Annotated in this window: 8 protein-coding genes and 1 pseudogene; 6 read left to right on the top strand and 3 right to left on the bottom strand. The window is 57.3% G+C overall.

All coding sequences use genetic code 11. The annotated features are described in order from the left end of the window. Nucleotides 1-235: 235 nt before the first annotated feature. Together AC19YT_RS18790 and AC19YT_RS18785 are read right to left on the bottom strand one after the other, a co-directional pair. A complete protein-coding gene (locus AC19YT_RS18790) occupies nucleotides 236-3,343 on the bottom strand; it encodes a site-specific integrase (protein ID WP_500610794.1) in 3,108 nt (1,035 codons plus the stop codon). Then, nucleotides 3,340-5,007, bottom strand: coding sequence for a hypothetical protein (locus tag AC19YT_RS18785; RefSeq protein WP_500610793.1), 1,668 nt, complete (start codon nucleotides 5,005-5,007; stop codon nucleotides 3,340-3,342). Before AC19YT_RS18785 ends, AC19YT_RS18790 begins: the two co-directional genes overlap by 4 nt. Before the next feature lie 1,415 nt (nucleotides 5,008-6,422). On the opposite strand from AC19YT_RS18785, the gene AC19YT_RS18780 reads away from it, so the two are divergent. The 6 genes from AC19YT_RS18780 (at nucleotide 6,423) to AC19YT_RS18755 (ending at nucleotide 13,958) form a co-directional block, all read left to right on the top strand. After that, nucleotides 6,423-7,334, top strand: a complete 912-nt coding sequence (locus AC19YT_RS18780) for a LysR family transcriptional regulator (protein ID WP_280085702.1) — start codon at nucleotides 6,423-6,425, stop codon at nucleotides 7,332-7,334. A 134-nt stretch (nucleotides 7,335-7,468) separates the two neighbouring features. Beyond that, nucleotides 7,469-8,923, top strand: coding sequence for a gamma-aminobutyraldehyde dehydrogenase (locus AC19YT_RS18775; RefSeq protein WP_390891945.1), 1,455 nt, complete (start codon nucleotides 7,469-7,471; stop codon nucleotides 8,921-8,923). Between the two features lie 415 nt (nucleotides 8,924-9,338). After that, nucleotides 9,339-10,490, top strand: a complete 1,152-nt coding sequence (locus tag AC19YT_RS18770; RefSeq protein ID WP_500610792.1) for an iron-containing alcohol dehydrogenase — start codon at nucleotides 9,339-9,341, stop codon at nucleotides 10,488-10,490. Between the two features lie 14 nt (nucleotides 10,491-10,504). Then, nucleotides 10,505-11,941, top strand: a complete 1,437-nt coding sequence (locus AC19YT_RS18765; protein ID WP_500610791.1) for an APC family permease — start codon at nucleotides 10,505-10,507, stop codon at nucleotides 11,939-11,941. A 1-nt stretch (nucleotide 11,942) separates the two neighbouring features. Further along, nucleotides 11,943-12,458: a DUF3156 family protein gene (locus AC19YT_RS18760; RefSeq protein WP_500610790.1), complete on the top strand. Its 516-nt coding sequence runs from the start codon at nucleotides 11,943-11,945 to the stop codon at nucleotides 12,456-12,458. Nucleotides 12,459-12,533: 75 nt separating this feature from the next. Further along, nucleotides 12,534-13,958 (top strand): gamma-aminobutyraldehyde dehydrogenase, encoded by a 1,425-nt coding sequence (locus AC19YT_RS18755; protein WP_146537873.1) that lies wholly within the window; start codon nucleotides 12,534-12,536, stop codon nucleotides 13,956-13,958. Between the two features lie 505 nt (nucleotides 13,959-14,463). Here the strand turns inward: AC19YT_RS18755 and AC19YT_RS18750 are convergent. After that, nucleotides 14,464-14,581: pseudogene (locus AC19YT_RS18750) on the bottom strand (IS30 family transposase); the annotation flags it as partial.

Here is a 14,581-nt window from a genome sequence, read left to right as displayed (position 1 = left end):
GAGGCCTGTAGTAAGCGGGTCGATCTGTTAGCTTTTCGTGCGTAAACAATTGGAGCAGGTTTCTGTGAGCATCGGCTTATGCAGTATCGGGTTCGCTCACTCGTTTGTGAAGTATAACTAGCCAACTCTGGCCTGTGCTCAAGAAGCTAGGAACCGCAACGCAAGAGATGCGGCTAGAATTTAGACCATGAATAATCCCTTTGAATAAGGGGTGACATTGTTAGCGGAAAAATACTCAGGCACGGAAATGCCAGTCGATGGAGGCCATCAGCATCAAGTAGCGCAAGGCAGCGCCGGAGTGATGGTTCTGCTTTGCCTCACCCTTCAACTCAAGCTTCGCCCTGATACCCAATTGTAGATTCGCTACATCATTGCTCTCTGGCGCGTTCTCACTGAACGGCCGGCGAGTGTTCCCGAGTTGCTGACGCCAGTACGACTTAGTGATCTTCGGTTTGTTGGTGTCGTAGACGATCAGCTCGATAGATCGGGCGGGAATACCTATGGCAGCGAGCAGCCACAGATAGTCTTGAGCATGTTCCTCGTCACGGTCGCGCCGGAATCGCAGCGTGGTTTCCGTCTTCCAGCAGCGCTCAACAAAATCATCAATCACGCGCTGAGCGCGTTCGCTGTCAGGGCCTTCGAGCAGCTCGTACAGGCGCTGTGCGTACTCGGTCACGGCCTTCCGTCCGCCATGTCTCGGAGGCGAGGGCAGCAGCGACAGATATGATGGATCGTCTGCATGAAGTACTTGTTGCAGCCTATGTTTCGGCCTTGGATCGTTTGCTCCAGGACGCTGCTGCATGCCGCGGATATAGCGTGCCCGCTCCAACATTAGCGCGCGCTCCTCGGCAGCAAACTCGACCCAGTCGAGATTGACCTCTCGACCTATCTGTTCGGCATATGAGGCATAGGCCAGCATCGACTCGATCGTTTGAATTCGCCCGATCGCCCAGTAATTCTCAATCTTCTTCGTTTGTATTTGCACGGCAGCTTGCCGAGCCCACTTATCGGCTTTGAGCTGCTTGATCCGGCCAATTATCTTCAACAGGTGCTCGGCATCCGAGGTCCCAGCCTTCGAGGGGAGACTCACTCGAGCAATCGAGGCGACGTTATGTGCACTGAACTGCCAAGCTTTGGGGTTCCACTGCCAGGCTAGTGCCAGGATCTGTGGCAGGCAGTGAACATAGTGCAGCAATGTGGTCTTGGGGCTGCCATGACCAAGCAGGGCACTGACAATATGAACAATGCGTCGTGTGGGCCCGCCATTAAGGAGTACCAGCTCACTACGCAACCTACCAAGATCCTGTAGCCACCGGCTGGTTTGCGGTAAATCACCGAAAATCAGACTTGGCGACACATCAGTGATCAATCCCGTCAGTTTGAGCATCAACCAGGTAGCGCATGAGTGGCGTAGATGGTGGTAATGAATCAACTGCGACCCCGTGACCGAACGCATGCACGCATGCAAAGCCGGCAGCAGCATGCTTTCGCTTATCCACTGTGTTTTCAGCTCCGGGATGCAGAACAGAAACTCCGAATAATCCCTCTCGCTTTCCTCAATCTGACGTTGCTGATACCAGCTCATCAATAACGTAAACTCGTCAGGCCCCAGCAGCATTCGAAGCGGCAGCCTCCTGACCGAGTTCTGGGTTTTAAGGCCACGCTGTGCGTGGGGGCGCACGAGCAGGTCAACGGGCAAATCCAGATCAAGCAGTTCCGCCAGCGTTAACTTGCGCATGTTTGGGTGACTTTGATGAATGCGCTTGCTGGCATCTGCTGCTAGCTGAGGCAGATGGATATCGCATAGCCGCAGCTTTAGAGCTTCGTTGCGTCGCAGACCAAGTCGAAATCCAAGAACTAGAAACAGTTTGGCAGCAGTCACTAGGCGCGGCGTTCGCAACTCCAGTCCACAGATGTCCAAGGCGCGCAAAACCGCCTGATATTGATCTTCGGAGAGGATACGTGCATCCACGCTTACAACTTCCTGACCGATACCCAGCACTGCATATGGACTAATCGGAGGAAAGTGGTAGCGACGCTCTAGGAACGTATGAAACTCATAAATCCCCTTGGCCAAAACCCGACGCTTGCCATCCGTGGGCTGGGCCTCGAGTAGACCTTCGTAGACGTTTTCCAAAGCATCTGGCTCCAGCCTGAAAATCGTCAGACCATCCAGCTGCGTCAGAGCGCCCCCAAGCAGCCGAACATAGCGGGCTACCGTTGACCGTCCTATAACGTGGCCATACAGCGAGCCCCCAGACAGCATAAAGCCCGCCCACTCCTTCACTAGGGTTTCATGCTCCCCGGCATGCTGATCCGACTGGATAGGTAGGTCGGCACGAATCTGCTGGCATAGCTCCATTAGCCAGCCAGGCGCGTCCTCCTTCTCCTGTACCTCAGTCGCACCTCCGGTGCTGCCTCCATACGCATCAGCAGGGTCCTCTAGTCCGATTAGCCCAAACAGCTCGCCCCATGACGAGGGGCGCAGAGACTGGGAAACAAACTTCTGCCGGCAGGCAAAATTGACCATTATCTGAGGCAGGCGTAACTGCATCTGTAGGCGCAGTAAATCTAGTAGCCCAGTCAAACTGCTTGGAAGATCGCAACCAGATACCCCAACTGACGTTAAAAACGCCCGGACGCATCGGATCTTGCCGCCCTTAGGCTGCAGCTGCTCCTTCAGAGCCAGGAGGTCATCCGCGCACCGAAACATCAGGGCGAGCGTGGCCGGGTCCGGAAACCATTGCCGGCACTCAGCCTCCGCCTTGCCACGAATGGGTAACGGCAGCCTGATCTCAGGCAAGCCCGCAAGCCAGTCGATCTGCTCGAGGGACACCGAAACGAGAGCATTCAGTTGCGCGACTTCCATCAGGCCACCGCCATACGAGGCACTCATCAGGAATAGGCCGACTCGCTCTGCAGGACACAGGGAGTCGAGCTCCCGTCTGAATCCATTCTGCATGGCCTGGAGCAACTGACGACTGAGACGTAATCGCTCAGCGGTGTACAGATCCGGATTGATCGGGTTTGCTGACCGATCAACTGCAATAGCCAGACGCGCCAGCGGAAACCCCGGGAGCTGAATACGCACCCGCCGAGTAATGCTGCGCAGCATGTTGCGCAGCGTGTGGTCAGTACCTAGCTGGGCCTCCAATTCGCGCACATGCTCAACCGTAACTTCTCGAATGGCACGTGTACCCAGTAACCACTGGCCCAGCGGCACCCCGCAATTCCCAGCGATCAGCCTCAGGCGCTCACGCATTTCTCTTTTCCAGTCCGGCTCATGAGGAGCTGCGGACCACAGATACTCGATCTGCTGGTCATTCAGGCGTGACATATTCATCGCACCACACCCCATCGGCTCCCCTGTACGTACCAGCCCAGTGATTTCAACAGCCGCGTAATCCAACTGCTCATTTCTTCGGCATAGGCTGCGGGGCAAAACGAGGAATAGTGATCTTGCGGCTCTTCTCCGCGCAGCCAGTGGCCCATGAATGCGGCTAGCGCCTCTGCAGGGCAGCCACGCTCGAACAGTTCTGTGCGGATAAACTTCCGGTAGGCGTTAATGCGGTGCGGGATATAGCCAGCCACTTGCTCCATATGTAGGTACAGGGTGGCGGGCCTGATCTCTATGCGGCGGACTCCGCTCTCACTGTGCGAGAGGAGGAAGCCGCGGAACCATCGCTCGTCACCTTCCACGGTGGCAGAGAGAAGGGTTTTCGAGATCGCCGCGCAATGTGCGAAGTAGTGGGCCAATTGCCGTTGCAGCATTTCAGGCACGCAGACCAGCCGGCTCATGTGCCGATCGCCACTGTCCTTATCAGCTATAGCGCCCATCCTCAGCAGCGGATCGAATTCGTCAACGAACCGCAGCGGGTTGCGGATAGCCCGGCAACCTGTGGATAGCATGAACATTTGCACAACCCACTGCGTGTACGCGTTATGCCAAGCAATTTGGCCATCTAGAGTAGAGGGTGGCTTCTTACGCAGTATGCTCGCCAAGGCGCTCACATTCGCTGAAATTGTCTCGGGCAACAGGCAGTGCGTCGCACCTACGCTCCCACCCTGATCAATCTCATCCATCTCAGGCAATTCGTACGCCAGCCCAGCACAGGCATAGACCTGTTGTAGAACCCGCCCTAGGGACGTACTGTAAATGCGTCGTAAATGGCTGGCCTTGGGCTGCAGGTAGTACTGCGGCGTCTGAGCAGATGGCAGTCGAACGCCAGACAACATCCCAGCGATGGCTATGTCGTGAGTATCCGCGACAAGCCGGTGGAACAAATAATTCCTTACCTTACCTAAGGTATACCTAGGGTCGCCTTTACCCAGGGTCGCGAGAACCCTTCTGGCCTCTGTGACCAGCGCTTCGGTCTGATGTGTAAAAACACGATTGGATGCTCGAGGAAAATGTCGCAGTAGCGCTTCGATCAACGCCGAGCTGCCGGCCAGATCAGGCAGTAGCAGGCGAGTCTGTGCGGATCGGACTCCAGCTGAGGCCTGCCAACGCTCATTTCCTGCCAGCTCAGGACGGCGAACACCTACGCTGAACTGCCCGGGCGCCCCTCTCACCAAGGCCACTCCATCGGAGCAGTCCATCTCCCGATCAACCACTATCAACTGAACGACATGGATTGGAGGTTGTCCGAGCCACAGACTGAGGTGCAGCATCAGGATGGCCTCCATCCGTAGCTGAACCTGCTCGCAGTCTTGGTTGCGATTCAGTTTTTGCCGACATGCTATGAATAGATCGCTGGCACCGAAAAGCAGATCTCTCAACTCCGCAAGCGTGAATTGGGCATAAGTAAACGGGACCTGCTGCCGGCTCCGTACAATGTGATTCTCGATACCCTGCTGGCTTAGCAGGTCAGCAACGAACGGTCGCTCAATACCGTCATCGTCCAGTACCCAGATCTCGGCAGCAGGACTCAATTCATCTGGAGCCAGCCCATCAACATCCTCATCAATCGTTGGTGATTTGGTGAGAATCTGATAGTGGCCAGGCAACTGATCTGGATCATCTGGATCACCCAGGGCAAACCCATGATGGTCCTCAGCAATGAAATGCGTTAGCTCCGGAGTATCGGATTTTCCTCGTCTGCCGCGGCTGCCACCCCCGTTCGACCTGATCTGTGGCACCTCTCCCTGGCTGTAACGGACCAATCGGGTAATTGAAGCGAATCTATCTGCATTTTCCGACCTGGAGTCGGGTGCTGAGAAACCTCGGCATGCCGCCACGAAACCGGACGTGGTTCCCCAAACTCTCAGTTCGGGGGGAATGATCAGATGGCGCGTTTCGCACAGCCACCTCAGATCTAGAAACGCGGCATAGCGCTGGGTAGACAGTGGAAACTGACTAGGGCTCTGCGTTGCCGCTACTAACTGAGCAATCAGGCGGTCGTAGTCTGGTGCATTCTCCGTATCTCGTGGCGCATGCCAAAGCGCGGCGTACGGGAACCCATACGTTTTCACACCCCTGCTCAGCACAGGGTTTCGAGTAGGCGGAGGCGTCCCCAACCAGAAGCGGCTACCCAAACGCTCCGAGATATGGAGTTGGCCGCTTAGCGAGACGATCCACTCGCATGCCTCTCGCCATACGAGCGGATCACAGTTTCCTATTTTGATTGGTGAGCCAAGCTCGGATACGCGCAATACGCGTAGCAGCCCTGTCATCATCCGTGGCAAGTCGATTAGGTCAGGGTGTGCACAAATAACATCGAGCATTTGCCCGATTACCTGGCCGGATTGGCCCTGCTCTGTGGCTAGAGAAATTAGCGCTTGTCGGTTCATGTGGTTGCCGCTCTATAAAGGATCCACCTTCATAGTGGGAACGCAAAACCCCTCATTCGGACATGAGCGCGGACCGAGATTTTTCATTACCAGTTCCGCGCAGACGCAGAAGCTCCCATGTCCTTAATTGAATGTATTTGGCATCTTCTTGGCTCTCACTATTTGACTACTACCTGGTAGTGGGAGAGCAAAGTGCACGGTTTTTGGGGTAGAGCTGCGTGTCAGGTAAATTTTAATTTTTTTGAGTTGTTCAAAATTCCGCGCATGCGCGGAAAAATCGTCATGTCGATACGTCTAAGGCCACGCTAAAGCGCCGCTACTAGACAGAGCTGCTGGCCCCACTACCTGATCTTGACCAGGCAGCTGAGATCAGATCAGAGCCATGCGCCTCACTCATTAGAATTGCCGCGCCGCTTTTGGTTTTGGTCGCTGCACAGCAAGTCAGGTCTACCGAAAGCAGCGCTTGTCCCGGTGAATTCGGTTTAAAGAGCGCTTATATGGCTTGTGCCTTTCTGTGGCTGCCAATAGGAGATTGCAGTAAGTCATAGGCGTTCGTTTAAAAAGAATGAATCAATAAGGTTTCGATAAAATATAGTTATTGGCATCTAACCAATACAGCGAGCCACCTTCGCATGATGACCCTGCGCCAGATTCGCCATTTCATTGCGGTTGCAGAGACCGGCTCGATTTCTGCCGCCGCCCAAGCGGTATTCATCTCCCAGTCGACCCTGACCCTGGCCATCCAGCAACTGGAGGAAGAAATCGGCGTCTGTCTGTTCAACCGACACGCTAAAGGCATGAGCTTGACCCACCAAGGACATCAGTTTCTGCGCCAGGCGCACTTGATTCTGGCCACGGTGGATAACGCCAAGCGCAGCCTGCAGCAGAGCACCGACAAGGTGGCCGGCGGCCTGACCATTGGTGTGACCAGCCTGGTCGCCGGTTACTACCTGGCCGATCTGATCACCCGTTTCCAGCGCGCCTACCCCAACGTGCAGACCCGCGTGGTCGAGGATGAGCGACCGTATATCGAGCATCTGCTGGTCAGTGGCGAGATCGATGTCGGCGTGCTGATCTTGTCCAACCTGGAAGATCGTCACGCACTGCAGACCGAAGTGCTGACGCACTCGCCGCATCGCCTGTGGTTGCCGGCGCGGCACCCGCTGCTAGAGCGCGACAGCATCAGCCTGGCCGATGTGGCCGGCGAGCCGCTGATCCAGCTCAACGCCGACGAAATGGGCTTGCACACCCAGCGCATCTGGACCCGTGCCGGCCTGACGCCGCATGTCACCCTGCGTACGGCTTCGGTGGAAGCCGTACGCAGCCTGGTAGCTGCGGGCCTTGGCCTGTCGATCCAGCCGGACATGACCTACCGCCCCTGGTCGCTGGAAGGCGACATCATTGAGGCCCTGCCGCTGGCTGACCTGAGCGAGCCGCTTGATGTCGGCTTGGCCTGGCGTCGCGGCACGGCGCGGCCGGCACTGGTCGATCCCTTCCTCAGTGTGGCGCGCGAGCAATCGCACAATCGCAAGATATCTATTTAATCGAACGCAGCTTTCGTTTTTAAGAATTTGTCGACCTCTGTGCATGGCCCTAGTCTCAGGACCCTATAAACGCAGAGGTTCCACGCAGCATTGGAGTCGTCATGCAGGCAGAAAACAAAAGAAGAAGCCCGAAGATGTCCGAACCCACCCTGTACAGCGCATTGCTGATCGACGGCCACCTGGTCGCCGGGGAAGGTTTGGCAGAGGCCATCATCAATCCCGCCACTGGCGAAGTGCTGACCCGAATTGCCGAAGCGTCGCTGGAGCAGGTGGAAGCGGCCGTACAGGCCGCCCACCGTGCCTTCGCTGGCTGGTCCCGCACCACCCCGGCACAACGCGCCACGGCGCTGCTGGCAATTGCCGACGCCATCGAACAGAACGCCGACCAGCTGGCGCGCCTAGAATCGCTGAACTGCGGCAAGCCGCTACACTTAGCGCGCCAGGACGACATTCACGCCACCGCTGATGTGTTCCGCTTCTTTGCCGGCGCCGTGCGTTGCCAACAGGGCCAACTGGCCGGCGAATACGTGCCCGGTCATACCAGCATGGTACGCCGTGACCCGGTGGGCGTGGTCGCCTCGATTGCGCCATGGAACTACCCACTGATGATGGCCGCGTGGAAGATCGCTCCGGCCCTGGCCGCCGGTAATACGCTGGTGTTCAAACCCTCGGAACATACCCCGCTGTCGATCCTGGCCTTGGCTCCGGTGCTGGCGCAGATCCTCCCGGCTGGCGTGCTGAACATCATATGTGGCGGCGGCGAAGGGGTCGGCAGCCAACTGGTCGGCCACCCACGAGTGCGTATGGTGTCGCTGACCGGCGATATCGTCACCGGGCAGAAGATCCTGCAGAGCGCCGCGCGAACGCTAAAACGCACGCACCTAGAACTGGGCGGCAAGGCGCCGGTGATCGTCTGCAACGACGCCGACCTCGAAGCCGTAGTGCAGGGCGTACGCACTCACGGCTACTACAATGCCGGCCAGGACTGCACCGCTGCCTGCCGCATCTATGCCCAGGCCGGCATTCACGATCGTCTGGTCGCCGAGCTGGGCGAAGCCGTATCAAGCATCCGTTTCGCCCGCAAGAAAGACAGCGACAACGAGATCGGCCCACTGATCAGCGCTCGCCAGCGCGACCGCGTGGCAAGTTTCGTCGAGCGCGCCCTTGGGCAGCCGCATATCGAGCGCGTGACCGGTGCGGCCGTGCATTCCGGCGCGGGCTTCTACTATCAGCCGACCCTGCTGGCCGGCTGCAAGCAAAGCGACGAGATCGTCCAGCGCGAAGTGTTCGGCCCGGTGGTTACCGTCACCCGTTTCAACGAGTTAAGCCAGGCGCTGGACTGGGCCAACGACTCCGAGTACGGCCTGGCCAGCTCGGTCTGGACGCAAAATCTGGATAAAGCCATGCAGGTCGCTGGACGTTTGCAGTACGGCTGCACCTGGATCAACACCCACTTCATGCTGGCCAGCGAAATGCCCCACGGTGGACTTAAACGATCGGGCTACGGCAAGGACCTGTCCAGCGACTCGTTGCAGGATTACAGCGTGGTGCGTCACATCATGGCGCGTCACGGACAACAATTAGACTGACGTCACCCGCTCGGCTGCGTTACGCCGAACGACATTTTACTGCCCCTATAACAGTCCACAAGAAGAGGGAATCGCAATGTCAGCGCATTCAACCGCAGTACTCATCGCACTGCTCACCTTCGTTACAGCACTGTGTGGCCAACTCCTTAAGGCACTCTGTGCGGAGTCCAGTTCGACATCATTACCGCTTTCGCCGAGCTTACTGTAGCTCTCTCGCTCGACTTAATAACGCTATAGCGATGCTGGTGATGATCTAGGTCTTGCTGCTTATGTTAGGCACCTAAAATCGCTCAACGAAAAGCCTGTACATAACCATGCATAGCCATGTCGCCCCCTACGCCAATCAAACACGCACCTTACGTTGAGTTATTAAACATCAAATAAAGAGCCTTAAAGGCCAAGGAGTAAAACGACCATGAACTTTCAGTTTTTACTACCAACGAAAATCGTCATGCAGGCAGGGTTGCGGGCGCGCACCGGGGAACACCTGAAGGAACTGGGTCTGCGGCACGTATTGTTGGTGACCGACGCGGGGGTCAAGCGCGCGGGCTTGCTAGAAAGTATCTACACCAGCCTCGACGCAGCGCAGGTCCGCTATGCTGAGGTATGCGACGTCAAACCCAACCCCCGCAGTGACGATTGCAACGCCACGGCTCAGAAATATCGCGGTCAGGGCATCGATGGTGTGCTCGCCGTAGGGGGCGGCAGCGCGATGGATGCAGCAAAGGCTATCAGCGTGCTGCTGACCCACGAGGGCAATGTTGAGGACTACGAAGGTGCCTTTACCCTCAAGACCCCTGCACTGCCAATCATTGCCATCCCGACAACCGCTGGCACCGGCAGTGAAGTTACCTTCTTTTCGGTAATCACCGACACCCAGCGTCAGTTCAAGATGAGTATTTTGGACTACCGCATCGGTCCGGTCCTTGCCCTGCTCGACTCGGATATCACCGCTACCCTGCCGCCCGCTATAGCCGCAAGCACGGGCATGGATGCCCTGACTCATGCGATTGAGGCCTACACCTGTAAGCTTGCCAATCCCATCAGCGACGGTCTTGCCCTGCACGCCATCCGCTTGATCAGCCAAAACCTCAAGGCCGCCGTACAAGAACCGGAGAACCAGGCCGCCCGCGAGCAAATGCTGATCGCCAGTCTGATTGCCGGCATGGCATTCGGCAATGCCGACATCGCCAGCGTGCATTGTATCTCCGAGGCCATCGGCGGCATGTACGACACGCCACACGGCGTGGGTAATGCGATTTTCCTGCCCTTCGTGTTCAGTCATAACCGCGATGCCGACCTACGTCGTCATGCCGACGTAGCCTACGCCCTGGGTATCGACCCAACTCTGGACGCTGCCACAGCCGCCGAGCGCGCAGTAGAGCAATTGTTCAGCATGAGCAAAGAGCTGGGCATTCCGCGCTTCAGCAAAGTGGCAGGAGTGCGTGAAGAGGACTTCCAGGCTATTGCCGAAAAATCCAAAAGCAACATGTCCGACAGCAGCAATGCCAAGCCGATGAGCGTGGACAGCTACCTGACCATCATCCGCCAAGCCTACCAACACTAACCGAGGCTGCATTCATGTCATCTACTTCCCTAAACAGGACGCTCGGCTTCTGGCGCGCGTTCGCCACCTGCACCGGGCTCGTCGTCGCCGGCACCACCATGGTTTCTCTTGGCTACAGCATGGGACTAGTTGGGCCAGCCTTTATTGTCAGCGCACTGATCGCCATGTTCGTCAGTATCTTGGTGTCTTTCTCCTACTCCGAACTGTCGTCATTTATGCCGGGTGCCGGCATGATCGGCGATTACACCTTGATCGCCATGGGTCCTTTCATGGCAATCGTCAGTGTGCTGGGCGGCTACATTGTGCTGGTCTCTGCGGCAGGCGCGATGGAGTCAATAACTGCTGGGCTCGCCGTGCAAAGCATGTTGCCTTCGGTCAGCGCGACTCTCGTGGCTGTCACCATGCTTGTGCTGTTTCTGATCATCAATCTGATGGGCGTCGGCGTGTTCGGCTCGGTCCAGGTGCTAATCACCGGCTCAATGATTATCGGCACATCCATCATGGGCCTGATGGGCCTGCTGAGCATCGGTACGGTCAACGAAATTCAGGCCGTACCCTTCAACCCCAAAGGTTGGGAGGTGGTGTTCCAGTCGTTGGCCCTGGGTATCTGGTTGTTTGTTGGTATCGAATACGTCGCGCCGATGGCAGAAGAAGTCATCGAACCAGAAAAAACCATTCCTAAAGCGATGCTGTTTGGCCTGTTGACTATCTTCGTTGCAGACATGCTGTTCGGTCAGGCCATTGCTCACTATGTACCACTGGACATCCTTGAAGGCTCTACTGCGCCACAAGTCGATGGTGCGCGTGCAATGTTCGGTCATGCGGGTGCGGCAATCATTGTGGTGATCACGGTTCTGGCCAGCGCCAGTTCGGTCAGCTCGCACCTTGCCGCTGTGCCACGCATGCTCTATGGCCTGGCCCGTGAAGGCCTGTTGCCCAACGCATTCACCTATGTACACCCGCGCTTTCGCACACCTTGGGTTGGCATCATCGCGGTGTTCATCCTGCTGTGCATCCCGTTCCTGTTGAGCATCGACATGGAGCTGATCGCCACGTTGATTCTGGCATCCTGCGTCACCTGGCTGCTTTCCTATGTGATTGCTCAGGTCAACGTCATGATCCTGCGTCGTCGCTACCCTAATATCGAGCGGCCCTTCCGTACCCCACTGTTCCCACTGCCACAGATCATAGGTATAGCCGCATGCCTTTATATGATCCTGACCATCCACCCAGACAGCGAGATGAAGCTGCGCATTTACGCTATCTCGGGCGGATTCATGTTGGCTATCGTGGTCTATGCCGTCTGCTGGTTGCGTTATAAGCGCATCCCTCTCTTTCGCCCAGTACCGCTCGAGCAGCTCTACGACCTGGCCCAGGCCGAGCGCAGCGAGTCGCCCGCAACCACAAGTCCGTTGTTGCAAGCGACAGACAAACCACTGGAACAACGTTGAAATGAATATCTTCGGCAATGTGGAACGTCGCGCGCAGCATGCCTTCCAGCAGCTGTGCAAGCAGTTCGGCTGCAAGCCGTCGGAGCACGCCATCTTGCAGGCAAGCGATTGCCTGTCAGGCATTGACCGGCAACTGAGTTATTACGTCCGACGCCAGTTCTTTAGCCGCATCTACAAATTAGATTTGCGCTATGAGATAGCCGCTAGCGAAGCACCTGACGGGCATGCGCGCTGGACCAACAAGCGCAGCTGGAAAAGCGCTCAACCTGCCCTGACGAGCTGGTTGAGCCAACGCCCATGTTTGGCTGAGCAACTGCGCAAGCTGGATACCGAACAGGTAAACCTGAGCAGCGAGCAAGGCAGGCTTAGCTTGCATGTACGCATGCTGCCAGGTTGCTTCGTATGGACCCTACTACCACCCATGCATTACTTCGTACGCATGAAAGAAGCGGAGGTCGAGCTGATATCGGAACTGCCCGAACTGCTGCAGCCATCATTAACGAGCCAGGCCGCCTGACCCTAGCGGAACGAGTGAGCAACCAGCTAGCAACGTCTCCTGAGCCGTTGCTGGCTATAAGCAAAGGAAGAATCCATGCAAACCAAACTACTGATCAATGGCCAGCTGGTCACAGGCGAAGGCACTCTGCAGGCCGTGCTCAACCCCTCCCTAGGTACCACCCTGGTTGAAATCAACGAAGCCAGTGCAGCCCAGGTCGATGCCGCCGTACGCGCCGCCGATGCCGCCTTCGACAGCTGGTCGCAGACCACACCCAAGGATCGCGCCACCCTGCTGCTGCAGCTGGCCGACAAGATCGACGCCCACGCCGAAGAACTCGCCCGCCTGGAGTCCAACAACTGCGGCAAGCCCTACAGCGCTGCATTGAACGACGAACTGCCAGCCATCGCCGATGTGTTCCGCTTCTTCGCCGGTGCCAGCCGGGTGATGAGCGGCTCGGCGGCCGGTGAATACCTGCAGGGTCACACCTCGATGATCCGCCGCGACCCGCTGGGCGTGATCGCCTCCATCGCGCCCTGGAACTACCCGCTGATGATGGCCGCCTGGAAACTTGGCCCAGCACTGGCCGCAGGCAACTGCGTGGTGCTCAAACCGTCCGAGCAGACCCCGCTGACCGCACTGAAACTGGCCGAATTCCTCGCCGAGATCTTCCCCGCCGGCGTGGTCAACATCGTCTTCGGCCGCGGCCCGAGCGTCGGTGCACCGCTGACTAATCACCCGAAAGTGCGCATGGTCTCGCTGACCGGCTCGATCCCCACCGGCTCGGCCATCATCAGCAGCACCGCCGACACCGTTAAGCGCATGCACATGGAGTTGGGCGGCAAGGCCCCGGTAATCATCTTCGACGATGCCGACATCGACGCCGCTGTGGAAGGCATCCGCACCTTCGGCTTCTACAACGCCGGCCAGGATTGCACCGCCGCCTGCCGCATCTACGCGCAGAAAGGCATCTACGAGCAGTTCGTGGCCAAGCTCGGCGCGGCGGTGAGCAGCATCAAGTACGGCCTGCAGGACGACGAAGGTACCGAACTCGGCCCGCTGATCACCGAACAGCACCGCCAGAAAGTCGTGGGCATGGTCGACCGCGCCAAAGCACTACCGCATATCAGCGTGATCACTGGTGGTAATGCGGTCGACGGCCCCGGCTTCTTCTTCGAGCCGACCGTGCTGGCCGGCGCCCGCCAGGACGACGAGATCGTTCGCCGCGAAGTGTTCGGCCCGGTGGTTTCCGTCACCCCGTTCGACGACGAAGCGCAGGTGCTGGCCTGGGCCAACGACTCCGACTACGGCCTGGCCTCCTCGTTGTGGACCAGCGATGTCGGCCGCGCCCATCGCCTGTCGGCGCGTTTGCAGTACGGCTGCACCTGGGTCAACACGCACTTCATGCTGGTCAGCGAAATGCCCCACGGCGGTGTGAAACTGTCCGGCTATGGCAAGGACATGTCCATGTATGGGCTTGAGGACTACACGGCCATCCGCCATGTGATGTTCAAGCACTAACGCGGTCCTGCGTAGGGTGGATCGCACTTTACCGATCCACCGAATTGTGCCCATTTCGGCGGTACAGAATGACATCCCCCCCACGCAGTTCATTAAGTACGTCCAACTCCTACAAAAAATTAGCTGGTGCAGCTTCCACTAAACAGCCTGCCAAAACTGCCGTTGGGCTAAGAAATCTTTACATCGAAGAGATCGGCAAAGACGAAGATAACTCGCTTTTGCCGCGCCACTTTACAAAGCAGATACAGCCTTACATTCCGAATACTGAGAGGAATTTCAGCCCACTTTTAGTGGGCTGCATTTGGCCGCATTGAGCCTGTCGCATTAGGCAGAAGTCGGCCAATAGCAGTCGTTGAGTGCCAACAAATTGTGGGGCGGATCACTAATTAGTATCCATCTAGCGCGGGGCCTTGTTATATCGCGCCAAGTGGTCCATCAAACCAGCTACGTTCCATGCTTTTCTATCGTTTTTTTGACGCGAATCCTTATGAAAAGTCTCCTGAATTCAACACATAAGTGCAACGCTCACCCCTGTATGCACTTCGTACGGCGTCTTCCAGCCCAAGCGCTTGCGCGGGCGTAGATTGATCCTCGCTACTGTCCGATTGACGGCTTCGACGGTC

Source organism: Pseudomonas sp. MF08875 (assembly GCF_059862525.1).
Note: the sequence above shows the minus strand (reverse complement) of the source record. Positions and strands in the feature narration are given on the sequence as shown.